At 72.6% G+C, this 22,216-nt stretch carries 16 protein-coding genes; 7 read left to right on the forward strand and 9 right to left on the reverse strand.

Going from position 1 to position 22,216, the window contains the following annotated elements:
• Positions 1-12 precede the first annotated feature (12 nt).
• The gene (locus ACFVWU_RS22175; protein ID WP_387623583.1) at positions 13-732 is read left to right on the forward strand and encodes a prepilin peptidase; all 720 of its coding nucleotides are present in this window, start codon (positions 13-15) and stop codon (positions 730-732) included.
• Positions 733-841: 109 nt separating this feature from the next.
• Here ACFVWU_RS22175 and ACFVWU_RS22180 read toward each other — a convergent pair whose 3' ends face one another.
• Complete coding sequence (locus tag ACFVWU_RS22180) at positions 842-2,407, reverse strand: chitinase (RefSeq protein WP_387623586.1); 1,566 nt, start codon at positions 2,405-2,407, stop codon at positions 842-844.
• Between the two features lie 375 nt (positions 2,408-2,782).
• Between ACFVWU_RS22180 and ACFVWU_RS22185 the strand changes: the two genes are divergently transcribed.
• From ACFVWU_RS22185 to ACFVWU_RS22200, 4 genes are all read left to right on the forward strand, one after another.
• Positions 2,783-3,577: an isoprenyl transferase gene (locus tag ACFVWU_RS22185; RefSeq protein ID WP_380612162.1), complete on the forward strand. Its 795-nt coding sequence runs from the start codon at positions 2,783-2,785 to the stop codon at positions 3,575-3,577.
• A 261-nt stretch (positions 3,578-3,838) separates the two neighbouring features.
• Positions 3,839-5,173, forward strand: coding sequence for a PhoH family protein (locus ACFVWU_RS22190; RefSeq protein ID WP_387623589.1), 1,335 nt, complete (start codon positions 3,839-3,841; stop codon positions 5,171-5,173).
• Between the two features lie 451 nt (positions 5,174-5,624).
• Positions 5,625-6,365, forward strand: coding sequence for a transglycosylase SLT domain-containing protein (locus ACFVWU_RS22195; RefSeq protein ID WP_387623592.1), 741 nt, complete (start codon positions 5,625-5,627; stop codon positions 6,363-6,365).
• 528 nt (positions 6,366-6,893) lie between these two features.
• Positions 6,894-8,372, forward strand: coding sequence for an AI-2E family transporter (locus ACFVWU_RS22200; RefSeq protein ID WP_387623595.1), 1,479 nt, complete (start codon positions 6,894-6,896; stop codon positions 8,370-8,372).
• 87 nt (positions 8,373-8,459) lie between these two features.
• Here ACFVWU_RS22200 and ACFVWU_RS22205 read toward each other — a convergent pair whose 3' ends face one another.
• The 4 genes from ACFVWU_RS22205 to ACFVWU_RS22220 form a co-directional block, all read right to left on the reverse strand.
• Complete coding sequence (locus tag ACFVWU_RS22205; RefSeq protein WP_387623598.1) at positions 8,460-10,067, reverse strand: alpha/beta hydrolase; 1,608 nt, start codon at positions 10,065-10,067, stop codon at positions 8,460-8,462.
• Positions 10,068-10,079: 12 nt separating this feature from the next.
• A complete protein-coding gene (locus tag ACFVWU_RS22210) occupies positions 10,080-10,433 on the reverse strand; it encodes a hypothetical protein (protein ID WP_387623600.1) in 354 nt (117 codons plus the stop codon).
• A gap of 134 nt (positions 10,434-10,567) precedes the next feature.
• The gene (locus ACFVWU_RS22215) at positions 10,568-11,110 is read right to left on the reverse strand and encodes an alkyl hydroperoxide reductase (RefSeq protein ID WP_387623603.1); all 543 of its coding nucleotides are present in this window, start codon (positions 11,108-11,110) and stop codon (positions 10,568-10,570) included.
• Between the two features lie 3 nt (positions 11,111-11,113).
• The gene (locus tag ACFVWU_RS22220) at positions 11,114-11,665 is read right to left on the reverse strand and encodes a peroxiredoxin (protein ID WP_045697699.1); all 552 of its coding nucleotides are present in this window, start codon (positions 11,663-11,665) and stop codon (positions 11,114-11,116) included.
• A gap of 192 nt (positions 11,666-11,857) precedes the next feature.
• Here ACFVWU_RS22220 and ACFVWU_RS22225 point away from each other — a divergent pair, with 192 nt between their 5' ends.
• Positions 11,858-12,808, forward strand: coding sequence for a LysR substrate-binding domain-containing protein (locus ACFVWU_RS22225; RefSeq protein ID WP_387623605.1), 951 nt, complete (start codon positions 11,858-11,860; stop codon positions 12,806-12,808).
• A 58-nt stretch (positions 12,809-12,866) separates the two neighbouring features.
• Here ACFVWU_RS22225 and ACFVWU_RS22230 read toward each other — a convergent pair whose 3' ends face one another.
• Complete coding sequence (locus ACFVWU_RS22230; RefSeq protein ID WP_387623608.1) at positions 12,867-13,502, reverse strand: TetR/AcrR family transcriptional regulator; 636 nt, start codon at positions 13,500-13,502, stop codon at positions 12,867-12,869.
• A 139-nt stretch (positions 13,503-13,641) separates the two neighbouring features.
• Here ACFVWU_RS22230 and ACFVWU_RS22235 point away from each other — a divergent pair, with 139 nt between their 5' ends.
• On the forward strand, positions 13,642-15,825 hold the full coding sequence (locus ACFVWU_RS22235) for an MMPL family transporter (protein WP_387623611.1): 2,184 nt from the start codon (positions 13,642-13,644) through the stop codon (positions 15,823-15,825).
• A 46-nt stretch (positions 15,826-15,871) separates the two neighbouring features.
• Here ACFVWU_RS22235 and ACFVWU_RS22240 read toward each other — a convergent pair whose 3' ends face one another.
• From ACFVWU_RS22240 to ACFVWU_RS22250, 3 genes are all read right to left on the reverse strand, one after another.
• Complete coding sequence (locus tag ACFVWU_RS22240; protein ID WP_387623613.1) at positions 15,872-17,731, reverse strand: SpoIIE family protein phosphatase; 1,860 nt, start codon at positions 17,729-17,731, stop codon at positions 15,872-15,874.
• A gap of 101 nt (positions 17,732-17,832) precedes the next feature.
• Positions 17,833-18,597, reverse strand: coding sequence for a class I SAM-dependent methyltransferase (locus tag ACFVWU_RS22245; RefSeq protein ID WP_387623616.1), 765 nt, complete (start codon positions 18,595-18,597; stop codon positions 17,833-17,835).
• A 481-nt stretch (positions 18,598-19,078) separates the two neighbouring features.
• A complete protein-coding gene (locus tag ACFVWU_RS22250; RefSeq protein WP_387623619.1) occupies positions 19,079-22,042 on the reverse strand; it encodes a BTAD domain-containing putative transcriptional regulator in 2,964 nt (987 codons plus the stop codon).
• Positions 22,043-22,216 lie beyond the last annotated feature (174 nt).

Genomic DNA, 22,216 nt, shown 5'->3' on the forward strand with positions numbered 1-22,216 from the left:
CGAGGAGGGGGTGTGCCGGTGGTGCCGGTCGTGGTCGCGGCGGTGCTGGTCGGTCTCCTGGCGGCCCCGCCGCTGCGCGGGCTGATCGCCTACTTCGCCGTGCCGGAGGGTGAGCCCTGGTGCGGGGCCTGCCCGGTGTGCGGGCGAGTGGTGCGGCTGCTGCCGCCGACCGGGCGCTGCCCGGGCTGCCGGGGGCGGCTGGGCGCCGGTGCCGGAGTGGTGGAGGCGGTCACGGTGGCGGTCGCGGTCGCGGTGGCGTACGCGGCGGACGGGCCGCAGGCGATGGCCCTGGGCTGGGCGGGCGCGCTCGGCGTGGCGCTCGGTTTCGTGGACGGGCGGGTGCACCGGCTGCCGCACCGGCTGAACCTCGCGCTGCTGGCCGGAGTGGCCGTGCTGCTGACGGCGGCGGCGCTGGCCGAGGGGCGCCCGGGGGTGCTGCTGCGCTGCCTGCTGGTCGCGCTGACGGTCGGGGCGTTGCTCGAAGTAGCCGTCCAGATCGGCGCGTTGGGCCCCGGCGACTCCCCGCTCGGGCTCGCCCTGGGCGGGCTGCTCGGGTGGTACGGCTGGTGGGTCGCGATCGGCGGGCTGGTCGCCGCGGTGGTGCTCGCCGGACTCTGGGCCACCCTGTGGGTCGCAGCCCTGCTGATCCGTCGGCGCCCGTGGCGCGGGCTCGACGTCCCGGTGGGCCCGTTCCTGCTGCTCGGCGCGCTCACGGCGGTACTGGCCCGGTAGTGCGGAGAGGGCCCGCCGTACCGGAGTCGGCACGACGGGCCCCGCCGTCGGCGCGCGAGCCCCACCCTCAAGGAGCGGCGCGCCGAGGGGAGTTGGATCCGGGATCCACTCACGGCATCCTGTGGACGAACGGGCCGACCGCGTTGGAGAAGGCGTTCCCGTTGTCGGCGTCCCAGTTGGTGGACCAGGTCATCGCGCCCCGGATGGTGGGCCACTTGGCCGGCGGCACGAAGCTGCCGCAGTTGTTGCCGGTGGCCAGGCAGTTGAGCGCGTTGTTCACCACCGACGGGTCGACGTAGCCGCCGCCGGCCGCCTTGCCGGAGGCGGGGACGCCGATGCCGACCTGGTCGGGCCGCAGACCGCCCTGGATGTGGGTGCAGACCTGCGAGGTGATGAAGTCGATCGTGCCCTGGTTGTAGACCTTGCCGTCGCAGCCGTTCATGCCGCCCGAGTTGTAGAACTGGGTGTTGACGACGGTCAGGATGTCCTTGGTGTTCAGCGCCAGCTGGAAGTAGGCGCCGGAGGTGCTGTACATCCCGATGGTCTCGGGGGCCATGGTCAGCACGAAGCCGGGGCCGACCTTGGCCTGCAGGGCGTGCAGCGCGTCGCCGAGCGGGCCGGCCTGGACGCCGTTCTCCAGGTCGACGTCGATGCCGTCGAAGCCGTAGTCCTTGATGATCGCGTACGCGCTGTTGGCGAAGCCGGCCCCGGCGGTGGCGTCGCCGACGGTGATCGCGCCGTTCTGGCCGCCGATGGAGAGGACGACCTTCTTGCCCGCCGCCTGCTTGGCCTTGATGTCGGCGCGGAACTGGGCGTCGGTGTAGCCGCCGAGCGCCTTGGACAGGCCCGGGTCCAGGGTGAAGCTGATCGCGCCGGTCTGGGTCGGCACGGCGTCGGCGAAGGAGACCGCGATGATGTCGTACGCGTTCTGTACGTCGCTCAGCCGCTGCGGGGTCGAGCCGTTGTCGAAGTTCTGCCAGTAGCCGGTGACCACGTGGGCGGGCAGGCCGGTGGTCGGCGGGTTGGTCGGCGTGGCGGTGGGGGTCGGGGTGGCCGTGGGGGTCGGCGTCGCGGTCGGAGTCGCCGTCGGGGTCGGGGTCGGCGTCCGGGTGGGGGTGGCCGTGGGCGACGGGGTGGAGGTGCCGCCCGGGCCGACCAGCGCGACGTCGTCCGCGAGGTAGGCGCCCTGTCCGTACCAGCCGTGCAGGTAGACCGTGACGCTGGTGGCGTTCGCCCCGGTGGTGAAGGTGGTGGACAGCTGGTTCCAGCTGTTCTGGTTCGACCAGGTGGACGGGTCGGTGCCGCCGGTGCCGCGCGCGCCGAGGTAGACGTACGGGCCCTGAACCCAGGCGCTCAGCGTGTAGCTGGTGTTGGGCAGCACGCTGATGGTCTGGGTGCACTCGGCCGTGTCGCCCGCGCCCGGGGTGGCCTGCAGCGCGCCGGTTCCGGAGTGGACCGGCGAGGACACGGCGGTCGCGGCGCCGGCGCAGGACCAGCCGCCGAGCCCGCTCTCGAAGCCGCCGTTGGTGACGAGGTTGCCGACCGCCGCGCCGGCGCCCCCGGCGAAGAGGGCGAGCCCCCCGCCGGCCAGGGCGAGGGCGGTGGCACCGGCCGCGACGGCCGGGAGGGGGCGGCGCCGGCGCTTGTGGGCAGGCTGGTTCGGCGTACGGGCCATGGGGTGACGCTCCTGGGGGAGGAGCGGCCGCCGCGGTGGGGGGCGCGGCGGCCGCGTGTGGGGGAGGGGAGGTCCGGTGTGAGCCTTGCGGGACGCGGGAGTTCGCTGTCGTCCCGGGTCACAAGCTGGACTAGACCATTGCCGGTCGTCAAGCACCGGACCGTCGGCTTACGGATTCTTTAAGGATTCGGAGACCGTTCCGTGTCCGCGCCGGGTCGGGCCCGGCGGAGCCCGGGGACGCGCCCGCCGCGACAGACTTCGTACAGGACCGTGACCAGACCGCTACCTGGGGCTTTCCCGCGCGCCAGCGCGCGGGAGTAGGCTGCGCCGGTGCGGTGACGCACCAGCTGAACGAGCACGGAGGGGCCGGGAAACATGGGTCTGCGCGATGTCGCCGAACGGACGCCGGGGCTGCGCACCCTGCTGGGCGGGATGTACCGGCTCTACGGCCGCCGGGTCGAGGTCCACCTCGGCCGCACCCCGCACCACATCGGCGTGATCCTGGACGGCAACCGCCGCTGGGCCAAGGCCGCCGGCGGCTCCACCGCGTACGGCCACCAGCGCGGTGCCGACAAGATCAGCGAGTTCCTCGGCTGGTGCGACGAGACCCACGTCAAGGTCGTCACCCTGTGGATGCTCTCCACCGACAACCTGGACCGCCCGGCCGACGAACTCGTCCCGCTGCTCGGCATCATCGAGGACGCCGTCACCGGCCTGGCCGCCGCCCGCCGCTGGCGGGTCAACCCGGTCGGCGCCCTGGACCTGCTCCCGCAGCACACCGCCGACGTGCTCAAGCGCGCCGCCGAGCAGACCGCCGCGATCGACGGCATCACCGTCAACGTCGCGGTCGGCTACGGCGGCCGGCACGAGATCGCCGACGCCGTCCGCTCGCTGCTCCAGGAGCACGCCGGACGCGGTACCTCGATCGAGGAACTGGCCGAGATCCTGACCGTCGAGCACATCGCCGAGCACCTCTACACCCGCAACCAGCCCGACCCGGACCTGATCATCCGCACCTCGGGCGAGCAGCGCCTGTCCGGTTTCCTGCTCTGGCAGAGCGCCCACAGCGAGTTCTACTTCTGCGAGGCCTACTGGCCGGCCTTCCGTAAGGTCGACTTCCTGCGCGCCCTGCGCGCGTTCGAGCAGCGGCACCGGCGGCTGGGGCTGTAAGGCCTGTCCCTCGGATCCTCGCCGGGTCCGCCGAGCTCCACGAGACGGGCCCCAGCGCGGTGAAGTGACCGCCGTAGGGCTTGCCTACCCGGGGTCCGCGCGAGGCCAAACGTTCACCGGCAATGATCCGTCAGTTCGCCGGGGACGCGAATGCACCGCTCCTCGCCTGGGAATACTCCAGTCAGTCCGGCCCCGAGGCCACCGGGGCAGCGGGGGCCGGCATGCCGCGGATGACGCAGGGTCATCCGCTCTGGAGGCCTAGTGGTCAGTTCCAAGAGCCGCCGGACACCAGACCGGCGCACGTACGTTCTCGACACCAGCGTGCTCCTGGCGGACCCGCTCGCCATGACCCGCTTCGAGGAGCACGAGGTCGTCCTCCCGGTGGTGGTCGTCACCGAGCTGGAGGCCAAGCGGCACCACCCGGAGCTGGGCTACTTCGCCCGCCAGGCGCTGCGACTGCTCGACGACTACCGCATCCGCTACGGGCGGCTCGACGAGCCGATCCCGGTCGGCGAACTCGGCGGGACGATCCGGGTGGAGCTCAACCACTCGGACGCCTCGATACTGCCGGTCGGCTACCGGGCCGGCGGAGGCGAGGCCGACACCCGGATCCTGGCGGTCGCCCGCAACCTGCAGGCCGAGGGCTACGACGTCACCGTCGTCTCCAAGGACCTCCCGCTGCGGATCAAGGCCAGCTCGGTGGGCCTGCTCGCCGAGGAGTACCGGGCCGAGCTCGCGATCACCTCCGGCTGGACCGGGATGTCCGAGCTGCACGTCGCGGCCGACCAGGTGGACGCGCTGTTCGCGGCCGGTCACGACGCCGCGGTGGACGTCGAGGGCGCCGCCGAACTGCCGGTCCACACCGGACTGGTGCTCACCTCGGAGCGAGGCCGGGCGCTCGGCCGGGTCACCGGCGACGGGCGGGTCCGGCTGGTGCGCGGCGAGCGCGAGGCGTTCGGGCTGCGCGGTCGCAGCGCCGAGCAGCGGGTGGCGCTGGACCTGCTGCTCGACCCGGACATCGGCATCGTCTCGATGGGCGGCCGGGCCGGCACCGGCAAGTCGGCGCTGGCGCTGTGCGCGGGGCTGGAGGCGGTGCTGGAGCGGGGGCAGCACCGCAAGGTGATGGTCTTCCGGCCGCTGTACGCGGTCGGCGGACAGGAGCTCGGCTACCTGCCGGGCACCGAGGCGGAGAAGATGGGCCCCTGGGCGCAGGCGGTCTTCGACACCCTCTCCGCCGTCACCACCCCGGACGTGATCGAGGAGGTCATCGCCCGGGGGATGCTGGAGGTCCTGCCGCTGACCCACATCCGGGGGCGCTCGCTGCACGACGCCTTCGTGATCGTGGACGAGGCCCAGTCGCTGGAGCGGAACGTCCTGCTGACGGTGCTGTCCCGGATCGGCCAGGGCTCGCGGGTGGTGCTCACCCACGACGTGGCCCAGCGGGACAACCTCCGGGTCGGCCGGTACGACGGTGTGGTGGCGGTGGTGGAGAAGCTGAAGGGCCATCCACTCTTCGCCCACATCACGCTCACGCGCTCGGAGCGTTCGCCGATCGCGGCGCTGGTCACGGAGATGCTGGAGGACATCCACCCGTGAGTCATCCCTGATCGGGACATAGTTGGACAATAAGGTCAACTCGTGATGCGGGGCCCGTTCCTGACGGAGCGGGCCCCGCCCGTTTCATCACATCGAGTGCTTTCTGTCCGGGGAACTCCCATGCGATGAATGTGACATGCGCCACGCGGATGGGAATTGCGTCGACAGTGCCCGGTGCGGCATGGTGAGGGTTCTGTCAGGCCCCGCGTACGGCGCGGCAGGGCTTCCGGACCCCGGAAGTCAGGCCCCGGAAGGTCCACCAACTTCGGTCGGTGGGCGCACAATTGAAGACCGACGAGCCGTACGCCGCCCGATTCCAACGCCCGGTCGCCTCACCTCGGCCGGACGCCGGGCCAGCACCTCCCGTGACCAGAGCATCCAACGGAGGTCCGCGCCAAGGGGCATGTTGCGCCCGTACGGTCACGCATGGGCGATGCTGGAAGGAATCCATGTGACTCGGATCTCGGTCCGGGGAGTTGCTGTGGCCTCCGCCACCGCCGTCACCGCTGTCGGTGCCGTCGTGGGCATGGCCTCGGGCAGCGAGGGCAAGACGACGCAGACGGTCGACGTCGCCGGCGCGACCCTGCTTGCCGAAGTCCCCTCTGGCGCCCAGGCGCAGAGCATCAGTGACAACATCAGCCAGCAGGCATCCGCCCAGCAGGCCTCCGCCGACGCTGCCGCCAAGGCCGCCGCCGAGCAGAAGGCCGCCGACGAGGCCGCGCGCCAGAAGGCCGCCGCGGACGCCCAGGCGAAGGCCGACGCCCAGGCCAAGGCCGACGCGGACAAGGCCGCCAAGGCTGCCGCCGACCAGCGCGCCGCCGACGCCGCCGCCGCCAACCGCTCCAAGGCGCGTTCGGCGATGACCGCGGTGGACAGCAGCACGCCCCCCGTCTCGGTCACTCCCGGCTCCGTCCAGGACATGGCCCGGCAGATCGTCGGCAACGACACCCAGTTCCAGTGCTTCAGCAACATCGTGAAGCGCGAGAGCGGCTGGGACTACACCGCGACCAACAGCGGCTCCGGCGCTTACGGCCTGGTCCAGGCGCTGCCCGGCTCCAAGATGGCCTCGGCCGGTGCCGACTGGCGCACCAACCCGGCCACCCAGATCAAGTGGGGCCTGGGCTACATGAACGACCGCTACGGCAGCCCGTGTGGTGCCTGGTCGTTCTGGCAGGCGCACAGCTGGTACTAGGCCGCCCCTCGCTCCGAAGGTGGCCGTCGCCCTCGGGCGGCGCACTCCGCACGGCCCCCGGCCGCTCGTCCCGTTCGACGAGCGGCCGGGGGCCGTCGCGTTCTCCCGCCGGTGGCGTGCTCCGACCGGGCGGACTCCCTCCATCGGCCTGCACCGGCCGAGAAGGGGCGGGCCGCGCCGCCCGGGCTGCGCTGACCAGTGCGCCCGCGGGCGGTGCGGTCCTGGGTGCGGACGTTGGGGCGCGGGAAGGGGTCCTGGTTGCTTCCCGTACCGGCCGGTCCGCCGGCGGTTGGCTTGAGGGGGATGACCCTGAGGTCTCGTTCGAACTCCTCCCCAACGGCGTGTGGACGAAACCATCTGCAATCCGGTGATTTGTCCGAGTTTGTGGAATGAGGCGATCGAATCGAACCCACCGGTGGGCGGACTCGTCCGGCCCCCGCCGGGTAGCGTCATCCCTGACGGCCGTGGCAGGACCCACGGCGTACCGCCGGCTCGGCGGGTACAGCGGGGAAGCGGTGGGTAGCGAGGATGGCGCGGGGCGGAAAGGCCTTCAAGGCCGTGGCCAAGGGCATGGCCGTGGTGGCGAGCGCGGCCGCCGTGATCGAACGGCGCCGACGCGCCGCGATGGCGGTCGACCCGCACGAGCCTCCCGCCGTCCCGGCCCTCACCGAGGCGCCCGGGCCCGTCCCGGTGCCGCGCGTCGACTCGGCAGCCGAAGCCGTCGAGCCCGCCGCAGCGGCGATGGCCGTGACGACGGCTACGGCTACGGTTACGGCCCCGGCGGCCCCGGCCGCCCCGGCCACGAACGTTGGGCTCGTGCGGGAGTACCACCCGGGCCGGCCCGCCACCCCCGCCGAGGCGGTGCCCTGGGGACTGCGGGTGGCCGCCGAATCGACCTGGCGGCTGCTGCTGCTCGGCGCCGCGCTGTACGTCGTCTTCTACGTCGTCGACATGCTGCGGCTGGTGGCCTTCTCGGTGCTGGCCTCGCTGCTGATCTCCGCGCTGCTGGAACCCTCCGTCTCCTGGCTGCGCCGGCACGGGGTGCCGCGCTCGCTCGCGGCGGGCGGGGTGTTCCTGAGCGGCCTGGCCGGGATCGGGCTGGTCGGCTGGTTCGTGGTGTGGCAGGTGACCACCAATCTGTCCGACGTCACCACCCAGGTGAAGACCGGCGTCAACCAGCTGAAGGACTGGCTGGTCACCGGACCGCTGCACCTGACCGACCAGCAGATCACCAGCTTCGCCGATCAGATCACCAAGGCGATCACCACCAACACCGACCAGCTCACCTCGGCCTCGATCACCGGCGCGCAGATCGCCGTCGAGGTGCTGACCGCGCTGATGATGACCTTCTTCACCACCTTCTTCTTCCTCTACGACGGGGCGAAGATCTGGAACTGGGCCCTGCGCGGCCTGCCCCGGCACTCCCGCTTCGCGATGGCCGGCGCCGGCCCCAAGGCCTGGATCACCCTCACCGCTTACGTGCGCGGCACGGTCTGCGTGGCCTTCATCGACGCGGTCTGCATCGGCACCGGCATCGAGCTGCTGGGCGTGCCGCTGGCCGTGCCGCTCGCCGTGATCATCTTCCTGGGCGCCTTCGTCCCGCTGGTCGGCGCCCTGGTCACCGGCACCGTCGCGGTCCTGATCGCCCTGGTCACCCAGGGGCCGTGGACGGCGCTGATGGTGCTGGTGATCCTGATCGTGGTGATGCAGGTCGAGAGCCACATCCTCCAGCCGCTGATCCTCGGCCGCGCCGTCCGGGTCCACCCGCTCGGCGTGGTCCTCGGCGTCGCGGCCGGCGGGATCATCGGCGGCATCGGCGGCGCGGTGGTCGCCGTCCCGCTGATCGCCGTCACCAACACCGTCATCACCCACCTGCGCCGCCGCAACGAGGCCGGCCAGGCCGTCTTCACCGCCCTCGAAGCCGCCCGCGAAGCCGCCGAGCACAAGGCGGCGGCCCAACCGGCGCAACCGACCCAGGCGGCGGAACCGGCCCCGGCAGTGGACTAGGACGGGGTCGGACGTGGCCACCGTGCCGGGTGTGGCCGCCGGAGCTGGGGGTGCCTCGTCCGGGGCGGGCGGGGTTCCGGCGTGTGGTCAGTCACGGCGGCCGGCCACCTTCGTGATCCGGTCGCCGTGACCGCTGACGATCTCTCCGATGTTGTCGATCGAGGTGTGGTCGTCATGGGGGCCGTCGTCCCAGTAGGACGAGTGTGCGGTGCCGTCGGCCGACCCGACGTCCACGGCGAAGCGCTGGGCGCCGAAGTCGGCGCTCGCCGGGTCCCGGGTGTACCAGCCGGCGTGCGAGACGTAGTCCCAGCCGGCGGCGCCGACGTAGGTGTGGGCGGCCCCCACCGAGAACTCGGAGGCGTGGAAGGCGTCGGTGCCGGGGCTGCCGACCAGGATGATGTCGTCGGCCGCCAGCCCGGCCGGCTTCCTCGCGGCGAGGCCGACCAGGAGTGAGCCGAAGCTGTGTCCCTGTGCCGTGACGTGGGCCGGAGGTCCCTGGTGCGTGACGCGCTGCCCTTCGAGGAAGGTGCGGTAGGCGTCGACTCCGCTCCGGGCGCGGCTGAAGTCGAGGGTCCGCTGAGGGGAGAGCGGCGCGTCGTAGCCCAGCCACGCGATCGACGCCGTGCTGCGGGCGGGGTCGGCGCGCCCGGCCGAGTCGTACACCGCCTTGGCCCGGTCGGCGTCGCCGCCGCCGACGCGTTGGAGTTCGGTGCCCATGCCGCCGACGAGGGAAGTGACGTTCCGGGCGGTGTCGGGGTTGCCGAAGGAGAGGATGGCGCGGCCCTGGCCCTCCTCGCCGATGCCGAGCAGGAGGACCGGCGGGTCCTGTCCCGCAGCGTTCTCCAACCGCTCGTTGATCTTGCGGAAGCCCGCGAGTCTGAGCTCGTCCATGTCGGAGAGCGGCGGTGGGTGGCCCTCGTACGTGGCGAGGAGCTGCGACAGGAGGGCCCGGTTGGCCTGGTTCCGGGCGAGGGCGGGGATGCCGTCGCGGTTGCCGACGAGGTCCGGGTGGTCCTTGATCAGCCGTTGTTGTTCGTCGGCGGGGAGTCCGTTCCACCAGGCGTTCACCTCGGTCGGTGGGGCGCCGTCCCGCGGCACGGCGACGCGGAGCAGGGTTCGTACGGCGAGGTTCGGGTCGAGCTGGTCCTGGACGGCCGCGTCCGGGTCGAGGCCGGTGCCGTCGTGGGCGCGGGTGGTGTAGTGCTGGAGCCGGGCGGCGACGGCCTGGTCGATGGTGCCGGCCTCGGTGAGGGCGGCGCGGATGCGGGCGGCGAGTGCCGTGGCGGTCCGCTCGCGGCTCTTCCGGTACTCGGGGTCGTGCTGGTCGGCGTAGGGGGCGGGCCCCCAGATGACGGCGCCGTGCTCGTTGACCGACATGCCGGCGGTCCTCACGTCCTCCAGGGCCTTGCGCAGGGCGGACTGGACGAGGACCAGGGCGTCCGCGCCGGTCCGGAGGACCTTGCCGATCTGGCCGACCTCGGAATGGGCGGCCCTCAACTCGCCGGTGGTGAGCCGTAAGGAGGGTGTGGCCGCGTCGGCCGCCGGTCCGGTCCAGCCGGAGGCGGCGAGCCGCTGGTCGACCCCGCTGTGCCAGCTCTCCAGGTGTTGTCCGAAGGCGCCGTGCAGTTTGTCGTACGCGTCGGCGGCGGCGTGGAGGGCGGCGAAGTCGGTGTCGCGCAGCGTCGCGAGATCCACGGTCGTCGGCCCCTAGCCGAAGTGCCGGACGAAGTTCTGCTGTTGCTCCGCCGTCGGGCCGAACCGGGTGGCGACCTGGTGGTCGGCGGCCCGGTACCGGTGGGCGGCCTCTTCGAGGTGCCGGCCGTGTCGGCTCATCGTGGTGCGGAGGTCGTCCAGGAGCATGTGCCAGGCGTCGCTGCAGGTGTCGAGCGCGGCGGCGCACCGGAGGCCCGACAGAGCGGTGACGGCCTGGTGGGACGAGTCGAGGACGGCCTTGGTCTGGCCGGGGATCCGGGCTGCGGTCGTGCTCGCCGTTCCGGCTGCCTCGTGGAGCGCGTCGGCGTCGATCTGGAAGCCGCCGCAATGCGAAGGGTGGTCGGACACCGCAGGCCCCCCTCGGACCGAATGTCGTGCACGGATCGCCCAGCACTGTACCGGAGTTGAGAGGGCCCAGGGCGCGGAAACGCCGACGGGCCCCTCCTGGGGAGGAGGGGCCCGTCGGCGTCGTGCCGGGTGCGTCAGGAGTTGACGGCGGCGAGGGCGGCCTCGGAGTCGAGGACGCCGGCCACGGCCTGCAGGACGGCGGCGATCTTCATCGAGGCCTGGATGACCTCGCGCTCGACGCCGGCCTTGCGCAGGACGGCCTCGTGCGAGTCGAGGCACTGGCCGCAGCCGTTGATGGCGGAGACCGCGAAGCACCAGAGCTCGAAGTCGATCTTCTCGACGCCGGGGGTGCCGATGATGTTCATCCGCAGGCCGGCGCGCATCGTGCTGTACTCCTTGTCGGAGAGCAGATGCAGCGTCCGGTAGTAGACGTTGTTCATCCCCATGATCGCGGCCGCGCCCTTGGCGGCGGTGTACGCCTCCGGGGAGAGGTTGGCCTTGGCCTCGGGCTCCAGCTCGCGCAGCAGGCCGGGGCTGCGGGTGGCCATCGCGCAGGAGAGCACGGTGCCCCAGAGCTGCTGGGCCGGGAGGTCGGAGTTGCCGATGACCGAGCCCAGGTTGAGCTTGAGGTCCTTGGCGTAGTCCGGGAGGGCGGCCTTCAGGTCGTCGAGGGCCATGGGTCAGCCCGCCAGGAGGGCCTGGGCGTCGAGGGTGTCCTCGCCCTTGTTCCAGTTGCACGGGCACAGCTCGTCGGTCTGCAGGGCGTCCAGCACCCGCAGGACCTCCTTGGGGTTACGGCCGACGGAGCCGGCGGTCACCATGACGAACTGGATCTCGTTGTTCGGGTCGACGATGAACACGGCGCGCTGGGCGGTGCCGTCCTCGCCCTCGACGCCGCAGGCACGCATCAGGTCGTGCTTGACGTCGGCCAGCATCGGGAAGGGCAGGTCGCGCAGGTCCTTGTGGTCCTTGCGCCAGGCGTGGTGCACGAACTCGGAGTCGCCGGAGACGCCGAGGATCTGGGCGTCGCGGTCGGCGAACTCGTCGTTCAGCTTGCCGAACGCGGCGATCTCGGTGGGGCAGACGAAGGTGAAGTCCATCGGCCAGAAGAAGACGATCTTCCACTTGCCCTCGTAGGACTTGTGGTTGATGTCGGCGAAGGCGTTCGCGGCGTCGAGGTCGACACAGGCCTTGAGGTCGAACTCGGGGAACTTGTCACCGATCGTGAGCACGTTCGCTTCTCCTGAAGTGAGACTGTGGGGAGCTTTGTCCGGATTCCGGACACGACCCACGATTCCACATCGTGGACTGATCAGGGAAATAGCTACACTGGATGTGTCTGATCGGAGATTGCTATCAGTACTGAACCGCCCGTATCCCGGCCCGCCGCCCGCAGGTCCGCCTCCGCCAAGGCCGATCCGACTGTGGCGAGCGCCACGGCCCGCAGCCCCCGGACGCCGACGGTCGCCCAGCTCAGGGCCTTCGTCGCGGTGGCCGAGCACCGACACTTCCGGGAGGCCGCCGCCGCGACCGGGACCAGCCAGCCGGCGCTGTCCGGGGCGGTCGCGGCACTGGAGGAGTCGCTGGGCGCCCAGCTGGTCGAGCGTACGACGCGCAAGGTGATCGTCACGCCGCTGGGGGAGCGGGTGCACCAGCACGCCCGTCGGGTGCTGGCCTCGCTGCAGGCGCTGACCGAGGAGGTCGAGGCCGCCCGCCGGCCGTTCACCGGGCCGCTGCACCTGGGCGTGATCCCGACCGTCGCGCCGTATCTCCTGCCCCTGGTGCTGAAGCTGGTCCGCGACCGGTTCCCGGAGTTGGAGCTGCACGTCCACGAGGAGCGCACCCCCTCGCTGCTGGAGGGTCTGGCCGCCGGGCGCCTGGACGTGCTGCTGCTCGCGCTGCCGGCCGGCGGGACCTCGCCGACCCGGGACATCCCGCTGTTCGACGAGGACTTCGTCCTGGTCACCCCGCCCGGGCATCCGCTCGCCGGGCGGATCGACGTCCCGCGCGACGTGCTGCTCGACCTGGACGTGCTGCTGCTGGAGGAGGGGCACTGCCTGCGTGACCAGGCGCTGGACATCTGCCGCGAGGTCGGCGCCGACCAGGCCGGCTCCACCACCCGCGCGGCCGGGCTGTCCACCCTGGTCCAGTTGGTCGCCGGGGGTCTCGGAGTGACCCTGCTGCCCGCCACCGCGCTGGACGTCGAGGCCGGCCGCGCCGACCGGCTGGCCGCCGTCCGCTTCGCCGATCCGGCACCCGGCCGCCGGATCGGGCTGGCCACCCGCCCGGGCTCGGCCCGCAGCGCGGAGTACGAGCGCTTCGCGGCCGCGCTGCGCGAGGTGCTGGCCGAACTGCCGGTCCGGATCGTCTCCTGAGGCCTGTCTGACGACTCCCGCCGGGCGGGCCCTGAGGGCCCGTCCTCGGCAGGCGGCTTCAGGCGCCCCGGCCGACCGCGGCGGGGGTGCCCAGGCAGAGCCCGACCGTCGTGGCCACCAGCAGGTCCAGCGCCCGCAGGGTGTCCGGGTCGGCGGGCTCGCCGGGGGAGTGCCCGGTGAGGTGGCGGGCCGTCAGGCCGTCGAAGCCGCTGAGGAAGTGGACGGCGATCTCGCGGGCGGGCACGGCCAGGGTCAGTCGGTGGGCGGCCGCGAGGGCGGCGAGCATCTCGGTGGCGGTGCCCTCGATCGCGCGGTCCAGTCCGAGCATGATCTCCCGTACGTCGGGATCGCGCATCGCCAGCGCCGAGAACTCGCTCAGCAGCACGCAGCGCCCCTCCTCGCCGGTGGCGGCGGCCCAGAGCGCGTGCACCAGGGTGCGGACCTGCTCGCCGAACGGGCCGTCGCCCGGGGACGCGGCGCGCACCTGGTCGATGAACTGGGAGGCCACCTCCTCGACGACGGACCGGTAGAGGTCCTTCTTGGTGCCGAAGGTGTAGTGCACCGTCGCCTGTGCCACGCCCAGCTCGGCCGCGATCGCGCGGGTGCTGCCGGCGGCGACCCCTTCCCGGGTCATCAGGTCGATCGCGGCCCGGACCAGTTGTGGTCGGCGTTCGGAGGCGGGGACATGAGCCATTCAGCCAGGGTAGCGCCATGGTCGGGCAACCGTGTCGGATGATTTTGTCGCCCAACTTTGTCACCTGACAAACTTGGGTCTACCGTGAGACGGGTCCGCTCAGGCAGCCGCCTGTCCGACGATCCGACCGAGGGAACCCATGGCCACGTACCTGTATCGGCTGGGCCGCTACTGCTTCCGGAGAAGGCGGGCCGTGCTGGCCGTCTGGATCGCCCTGCTGATCGCGATCGGCGGCGCCGCGGGGGCCTTCGCCGGCAAGACCAGCGACGAGTTCAAGGTCCCCGGCACCGAGGCCCAGAGCACCCTGGACAAGATCAAGGGCACCTTCCCGGCGCAGGGCCACGGCTCCGCGCAGATCGTCTTCGCCGCCAAGGACTCCGGCGGCATCAAGGCGCCCGGGGCGGGCAAGGCGGTCGGCGAGGCCGTCGACCGGATCGCCCACGTCCCCGGCGTGGCCGCGGTGCCCGACCCGTACGCCACCGGCGCCGTCTCCCCGGACGGGAAGGTCGCGATCGCGCTGGTCTCCTTCGACCACAAGCTCGCCGAGGTCACCGACCAGCAGCGCGAGGCCGTGAAGGCCGCCGCCGAACCGGCCCGCGCGGCCGGGCTGGACGTCGCCTTCGGCGGCGACGCGTACAACCGGTTCGCCCAGATCGAGGGCGGCACCGAGTCGATCGGCCTGGTGGTGGCCGGGGTGGTGCTGGTGGTCACCCTGGGCACCCTGGTCGCCGCCGGGCTCCCGCTGCTGACCGCCCTGATCGGCGTCGGCGTGGCCCTGGGCGCCCTGCTGGCGCTCACCGGCTCGTTCGAGATCATCACCACCGCGCCGGTGCTGGCGCTGATGGTCGGCCTCGCGGTCGGCATCGACTACGCGCTGTTCATCCTCTTCCGGCACCGCCGCAACCTGGACGAGGGCCTGGAGCCCGAGGAGGCCGCCGCCCGGGCCACCGCGACCGCCGGCAGCGCGGTGGTCTTCGCCGGCCTGACCGTCGTGGTCGCGCTCGCCGGGCTGGCCGTGGCCGGCGTCCCGTTCCTCACCGTGATGGGGCTGGCCGCCTCCGGCGCCGTCGTGGTCGCCGTCCTGGTCGCGATCACCCTGCTGCCCGCGGTGCTCGGCTTCGCCGGCCGCGCGATCGACCGGCTGCCGGTCTGGAAGCGGGCGCTGACCACGCACGGCCGGACCACCGTGGGCGAGCGCTGGGCCCGCTTCGTGGTCCGCCGCCCACTGGCCGTGCTGCTGGTCGGCCTGGCCGGGCTGGGCGCCCTCACGGTGCCCGCCGCGAGCCTTGAGCTCGGCCTGCCGGGCGGCGGATCGCAGGCCGCCGGGACGGACGCCCGCAAGGCGTACGACCTGGTCGGCGAGAGCTTCGGCCCGGGCTTCAACGCGCCGCTGGTGGTCGTCGTGGACGCCCATGACGCGCCCCGGCCCGAGCAGGCGGTGCAGGCCGTGGCCGGGAAGCTGCAGACCCTGAAGGGCGTCAGGACGCTGCTGCCGCCGACCGTCGACCAGGCCAGTCGGACCGCCCTGGTGCCCGTCATCCCGCAGACCGGCCCGGACCACGCGGACACCAAGGCGCTGGTCAACGAGATCCGCGACCAGCGCGCCGAGCTCAAGTCCGCGACCGGCGCGAGCATCGCCGTCACCGGCACCACGGCCGCCAACATCGACGTCTCCACCAAGCTCGGCCAGGCCCTGCCGCCGTTCGTCGCGGTGATCGTCGGCATCGCCCTGCTGCTGCTGGCGCTGGCCTTCCGCTCGGTGCTGGTGCCGCTCAAGGCGGTGCTCGGCTTCCTGCTCAGCATCGTGGCCTCGCTCGGCGCGGTGGTCGCGGTCTACCAGTGGGGCTGGCTGGACGGCCTGATCGACGTGCCCAAGGTCGGCCCGGTGGTCAGCTTCGTGCCGATCCTGCTGATCGGCGTGCTGTTCGGGCTGGCGATGGACTACGAGCTGTTCCTGGTCTCCGGGATGAAGGAGCAGTACGTCCACGGCAAGGAGCCGCGCGAGGCGGTCGTCGGCGGGGTGAAGGGCGGCGCCCGGGTGGTGACCGCGGCCGCGCTGATCATGATCTCGGTGTTCGGGGCCTTCGTCTTCGGCCACGACCCGATCGTCCAGCCGATCGGCTTCGCCCTCGCGGTGGGCGTGCTGGTGGACGCCTTCGTGGTGCGGATGGCGCTGGTACCGGCCGCGATGGCGCTGTTCGGCAAGGCGGCCTGGTGGTTCCCGAGGCGGCTGGAGAAGGTCGTGCCGAAGGTCGACATGGAGGGCGAACAGCTGATCGCCCGGCTGGAGGAGAAGCCGGTGAAGGAGCCCGTCGGGGTGTGACGGCCCCTTCGACGCGCCCGGTGGGATGTGTTCCCGCCGGGCGTCGTCACATCTGCGTGGGCAGCCGCTGTTCGAACCAGACCACCTTGCCGGTGCCCAGCCGGGTGGCGCCCCAGCGGTCCGCGCACCGGGCCACTATCTGCAGCCCGCGCCCGCGTTCGTCCTCCGGGCCGGTACGGCGCGGCCGCGGCAGCAGCGGGCTGTCGTCGCCGACCTCGCAGCGCAGCCGGGTGGTGCGCACCAGGCTCAGGGTGACCGGCCGGGTCGCGTGCTGGACGGCGTTGGTCACCAGCTCGCTGACCATCAGCTCGGTCGCCTCGCTCAGCTCGTCCAGCCCCCAGCGGCGCAGGGTGTGCGCGGCCAGCCGGCGCGCCCGGCCCGGCGTCTCGTTGCGCGGCTGCAGGTACCAGTGCGCGACGTCCCCGGCCGGGATGCCGTCGAAGCAGGCGCCGAGCAGGGCGATGTCGTCACCGCGGTCCCCGGGCGGCAGGATCCGCAGCGCCTCCTGGCACAGCTGCTCGGGGGACTGCCAGCGGGCGGCGGCGATCCTGGCGCGGAGCACCTCCAGGCCGTCGCTGATCGGACGGCTGCGGGTCTCCACCAGGCCGTCGGTGAACAGCAGCAGCGCCGAACCGGGCGGCGCGGGCAGTTCGACGGAGTTGAAGTCCACCCCGCCGACCCCGATCGGCGCCCCGGAGTCCAGCTCCACCAACTCGGCCGTGCCGTCCGGGCGGACCAGCACCGGTGGGACGTGCCCGGCGTTGGCCAGCACCACCCGGTTGGCGATCGGGTCGTACACCGCGTACACGCAGGTGGCCAGGTGCTGTTCGCGGCCGAGCCGCTGGGCCTGCTCGTCCAGGTGGTAGAGCACCTCGTGCGGCGGCAGGTCGAGAGCGGCCAAGGTCTGCGCGCTGGTGCGCAGTTGGCCCATGATGGCGGCCGAGGTGAGCGAGTGGCCCATCACGTCGCCGACGATCAGGGCGACCCGGTTTCCGGGCAGCGGCACCGCGTCGTACCAGTCACCGCCGACCTGCGCGCCGCGCTCACCGGGCAGGTAGCGCTGGGCGAGCCGGACGCCGTGCGGCTGTGGCAGCCGCAACGGCAGCATGCTGCGCTGGAGCTCGTTGGCTATCTCCCACTCGCGGGCGTACCGCAGCGCGGTGTCCACCGCCAGCCCGGCCTGGGTGGCCAGGTGCGCGGCGGTCGCGGTGTCGGCCGGGTCGAAGGCCGGGCGGCCGGTGCGTTCAGGGGGTCGCCGGATCAGCACCAGCAGTCCGAGGACGGCCTTGCGGCCGCGCAGCGGCAGAGCGAGGACGGAGGTGCCGGCGGCCAGCCGGGCCAGCCCGCGGGGGCCGTACAGCTCCCGCAGCAGCGTCTCGGCGCGCTCGGCCGCGGGCGTGCCCAGGACGGCCGCCTCGGCGGGGCGGCGGCTCAGCAGGGCGTGCGCGAGCGCGCCGCCGCGGGTGACCGGGACGGTCGGGCCCGGGTCGGCGGTGGAGCGGGAGCCGAATCGGGAGCGGTGCCGGTCGTCCACGCCGCCCTTGCGGCCGCGCCGGCCGATCCGGGTGCCGGTGCTGTGGTGGATCCTCAGCTCGTCAGGGAAGCCGGGCTCGCGCTCGACGTTGGGCAGCGGGTCGCGCAGGTGGACGACGGCCGCGTCGGCGAGGGTCGGGACCAGCACCCGGCCGATGTTGCGCAGGGTCGCGGACAGGTCGAGGGCGCTGTTGATCCGTCGGGTCGCCGCGTCGAGGTAGGCGAGGCGGTCGGCCACCCCTTCCGCCGCCCCGGCGCGGTCCGGCCGTGCCGTCGGCGGCTTCGCCGGGGCCTGTGCCCGGGCCGGGACCCGGCGGCGCTGGCCCGGGACGGCGGGCGGCTGCTCCGCCTCGGTCTTGAGCTGGTCGCGCACGGCTGCCTGTCCTGGATTCGGTGTGGTCGGTGGGTGTGCTGGGCGGTGGGCTGGTCGGTGGGTGTGCTGGTCGGGCGGTGGCCGGGTGGTCGGGTGGCCGATCAGCCGACGCGCCGACAGCACAGGAACAGCTGTTCCTCCGGCGGCAGCGTGGTACTGGCCGGCGCGTACGGATGCCCCGAGCACTCCTCGACGGCGAAACCGGCCGCGACCAGAACCCGTTCCAGATCCTCCCGCAGATACCCACTGATCCGCAGCTCTCTGCCAAGGAACGGAAGCGGAACGTGATCCAGGTCCGCCTCGACCATACCGAGCGCCAGCAGTCCGCCCGGTCGCAGGAGTTCGCGCAACCGCCCGAGCACGGTCGGGATCTCGTCCTGCGGCAGCAGGATCAGGGAGAAGAACGCGGTGACGGCGGCGAAGGTGCCGTGGCCCTCCGGGCCGAGCCCGGGGACGCCCCAGACCCGGTCGGCGCGCTCGGTGGCCAGATCGTACAGGTCGATCCGATGGAAATCGGGTGGGCACGGGCCGGGGTGGTTCGCCTGACGGGCCAGCGCGAGCATCACGTCCGAGAGGTCCACCCCGGTCACCCGCAGCCCGCCGGCGGTCAGCTGGCGGACGGTCGGCTCGCCGGTGCCGCAGCCCACGTCCAGCACCCGGGCCCCGGGTTCGAGCGCCGTGAGCAGCAGTTTCCCGCACTCCAGCTGCCCGTCCTTGGCCGGGAAGGCCTCGCCGTACCCGGCGCCGATGGTGTCGAAGGCGACCGCCTGGAGGGCCCGCGCCGCACGGCGCCGCCGTACGCCGGGTTCGTCGTCGTCGGCTTCCTCGCCGACCGGGAACGAGTCGGATATCTGTCCGGTCGTCACGTTGAGAGGCACCTTTCCACCCGTGGCCTCCGGTCGGCTCCTCCGCAGCCTCGCGGGCCGCTGCCGGTGGCGGTACGTCACGCTCCCCGCATCACACAGACGCACTGCACCCCGACACGTTGCCAGCGGACACTCGTGTGCGTACTGGCATCTGAGAATATGCGTGATCTCTGCGCCATGGGGTCCGTTTCCGGCCAACTCGTCATGCTTGGGCCGATGTGGACTAGGTTCTCGGAAGCACGACGGTGCGGGCGTGGGTGGTGCGCCGAGCCCCGCACGCCGGACGGAGCGCCGGGGTGACGGCGCTGACCTGCGGTTTCGCCAGTCCGCAGGCTGACAATCGGACGTTTATCGAACGTCAATCGGTGGGGTGCAGAGTGGAGTCCAGCGCCGGGGAAGCGTTGAGGGCGCTCCCGCAGCCGGGGGGCTGCGGGAGCGCCAACGCGCATCGGGGGAGGTGCTCCGCTGGGGGGCGGAGGCCTTAGGGCGCGGGGGGAGAAGAGAAGGGCTCGGTGTGCTGACGGGAAATGAGGTCCGCCACGGGGGAGGCCTCCGGCACACCGAGCCGCGTGAAGATCGCGTGCGCCTCCTGGAGGCACGCGAGCCCGCGGGCCGGCTGGGCCAGGGCGAGCAGCGCTTCGCCTAGGGCGGCGTTGGCGAGGCCCTGGCAGTAGGCGGAGCCCATCTCCTGGCCGATCGCGAGCGACGCGCCGGCCGTCTCGGCGGCGTCGGTGTGCTGCTCGGCGGCGAGCAGGGCGGAGGCGAGGCGGGCCAGGGTGTAGCCCTCCCAGAGCGAGTTGCGCTGGGACTGGTAGAGCCGGTGCGCCTCCCGCAGGTGCGGGACGGCCTCGTCGCCGGGGAGCACCACGCCGAGTTGATAGAGCGTCTGGGCGAGCAGTGGGCCGTTCTTGGACGCCCGGGCAGCGGCGACACCCTCGCTGGCGGACTGGATCGCGGTCTCGGCCATGCCGAGTCGGTGCTGCACCCGGGCCATGTTGCTGACGATCCGCGCCTCGGCGATCGGCGTACGGACCGCCTGGCTGGTGGCGCGCGCCTGTTCGAGGAACAACAGCGCCTCGTCCGGCCGGTTACCCACGCTCAGGATCACCCCCAGCATGTTGGCCGTGGCCAGGAGCAGGACGGTCGGATCGTCCGGAGCCTGGTGGTCCAGGCTCCGGCGGAAGGACTGTTCGGCCTCCTGGAAGTCGCTGGTGGCGGACTGCAGGGTACCCAGGGCGAAGTGCACTCGGGCGAGCGTGGCGAGGTCGCCGCAGTGCTCCGCCGCGCGGCCGACGGTCTCCAGGATCGGCCGTACCTGGGGGCCATGGGTGGGGTCCGGGCCGAGGCCGTACAACAGGATCAACAGGTCGATTGCCGCGTGCTGAGAGGGGCGGGGCCCGCGCGTCGCTGCGGCCATGGCACTGAGGAGCAGGGCACCCTCCGTCCGGAGCCAGTCCTGTGCTGAGCCGCTTGTGGGCAGGTCGATCCCCGGTGAAGCGGGCGTGGTCAGCAGCGCGGGCTCCGGGTCGTCCGGCTCGATGGTCCGCGCCGCGTTGCGCACGGTCGGGATCAGCAGGTCGAGCAGCCGCATGACCGCCCGCTCCTGCTCCTCGGTGTCCCCGATCCGCTCGTTCTGTCGCTGGGCGTAGAGCCGGAGCAGGTCGTGGTAGCGGTAGCGACCGGGGGCGAAGCACTCCAGCATGTTCGCCTCGACCAGCGCCTCGGCGAGGTCCTCGGCGGTGTACTCGTCCACGCCCAGCAGCGCCGTGACGGCCGCCAGCGGGATGTCCGGGGAGTCGATCAGGGCGAGCAGCCGAAATGCGCGGGCCTCGGCCGCGGACAGCTGTCCGTAGCCGAGCCCGATGGTGGTCTCCACGGCGAGGTTGCCGAGCTGGAGTTCGTCCAGCCGCCGTCGTTGATCGGCTAACCGACTGGCCAGGTCGGAGACGCTCCAGCGCGGGCGGCTGGCCAGCCGGGCGGCGGCGATACGGACGGCGAGCGGAAGGAAACCACAGGCGGTGACCACCTTCATGGCCGCCTCAGGCTCGGCGGCGACCCGCTGTTCGCCGACGATGGCCGAGAACAGCGCCAGCGCCTCGTCCGGGGTCAGCTCCTCGACGTCGAACAGCTGCGCACCCGGGATGCCGGCCAGCCGGGAGCGGCTGGTGGCAAGCACGGCGCAGCCGGAGACCCCGGGGATGAGCGGACGGATCTGGTCGGCATCGCGCGCGTTGTCGAGCAGGATCAACATCCGGCGGCTGGCGAGCAGCGAACGGTAGAGGGCGGCACGCTGTTCGAGCGAGTCGGGGCTCTCGGTGACGCCGAGCGCGTGCAGGAAGTCTCCAAGGACGACCACAGGGTCGGCTGGCGAGGCGCCGGCTCCGCGCAGGTCGACGTACAACTGCCCGTCCGGGAAGTCGGATCGGACGCGGTGGGCGACGTGCACCGCGAGGGTAGTCTTCCCGACCCCTCCGATGCCGGCCAGCGAGGTCACCACCACGGCCTGTCCCGTGGCGTTCATCAGGACCGTCGAGAGGTCGTCCACTAGATCCGAACGACCGCTGAAGTCTGATACGTCGGCGGGGAGTTGGGCCGGAGGTGGGGGTGCGGCCAGACCGTCCTCGCGGGTGGTGGGGGCAGGTGCGGCGGGGAGGGTGAGCGCCGGGTCAGCCGCGAGGATGCGGGTGTGCATCGCGGACAGGCCCGCGCCCGGTTCGACGCCGAGCTCCTCGATCAGCAGCTTGCGGGTGTCGGTGTAGACGCCGAGCGCCTCGGCCTGGCGTCCGCAGCGGTACAGCGCCAGCATCAGCAGTTCGCGCAGCCGCTCGCGCAGCGGATGCTCGGCCGTCAGGTTGTTGAGCTCGCCGACGATCTCGGAGTGCAGACCGATGTCGAGGGCGGCGGCGCACAGCTCCTCGGCGGCGGCCACCTGGCGTTCGGCCAGCCGCAGCCGCTGGGCGTCGGCGTAGGGGCCGGGGATGCCGGTGAGCGGGCGGCCGCTGAACAGGTCCAGTGCCTGCGCCAGCAGCCTGTGTGCCTCGTGCTTGTCACCGGAGGCGCGTGCGGCCGCGGCTTCGGCGGAGAGTCGTTCAAAGACCGTCAGGTCGAGAGCCTCGCCCGGGATGCGCAGGGCGTAGCCGTCGGCGACCGAGATCAGCAGCTCGGCGGGCCGGCGCACCTCGCGCCGGGGCTCGATGACGGTGCGCAGACGGGAGATGTAGGTGCGCAGCGCGGCGACGGCCTGGGCCGGCGGACGGTCGCCCCAGAGCGCGTCGACCAGGTCCTGGGTGGTGACCAGGCGGCCGGAGTGCAGCAGAAGGGTGGTCAGAACGGCCTGCTGCTGGGGGGATCCGAGGGAGAGGGGCTTGCCGTCGAGCCAGGCCTGGACCGGGCCGAGGACTTGGAAGCGCAGCGCAGGTGTCTGCGGCGTCTCCCGAAACTCCATGACGTCCCCCGATGGCCTGTGGTGTCGATTCCGTGAAAGGGCGCTCGGCGGTCCGCCGTGGTGCTTCAGCTTAGGCGGGCGCCTGACTCTGCCGGACGGCGCCGCAAGCCGCACGATGTTTATCGGACATTTAATCAACCCTACGATACTGTCCGCGCGCCCGCGCCACAGAGG

Origin of the sequence: Kitasatospora sp. NPDC058190, assembly GCF_042883685.1 — a bacterium.
In the GTDB taxonomy this organism is placed as follows: Bacteria; Actinomycetota; Actinomycetes; order Streptomycetales; family Streptomycetaceae; genus Kitasatospora.

Coding starts and splice junctions, on each gene's coding strand:
- ACFVWU_RS22185 (WP_380612162.1), top strand. CDS start 2,783: ATGGGTCTGCGCGATGTCGCCGAACGGACGCCGGGGCTGCGCACCCTG.
- ACFVWU_RS22235 (WP_387623611.1), top strand. CDS start 13,642: ATGGCCACGTACCTGTATCGGCTGGGCCGCTACTGCTTCCGGAGAAGG.
- ACFVWU_RS22180 (WP_387623586.1), bottom strand. CDS start 2,407: ATGGCCCGTACGCCGAACCAGCCTGCCCACAAGCGCCGGCGCCGCCCC.
- ACFVWU_RS22200 (WP_387623595.1), top strand. CDS start 6,894: ATGGCGCGGGGCGGAAAGGCCTTCAAGGCCGTGGCCAAGGGCATGGCC.
- ACFVWU_RS22230 (WP_387623608.1), bottom strand. CDS start 13,502: ATGGCTCATGTCCCCGCCTCCGAACGCCGACCACAACTGGTCCGGGCC.
- ACFVWU_RS22215 (WP_387623603.1), bottom strand. CDS start 11,110: ATGGCCCTCGACGACCTGAAGGCCGCCCTCCCGGACTACGCCAAGGAC.
- ACFVWU_RS22250 (WP_387623619.1), bottom strand. CDS start 22,042: ATGGAGTTTCGGGAGACGCCGCAGACACCTGCGCTGCGCTTCCAAGTC.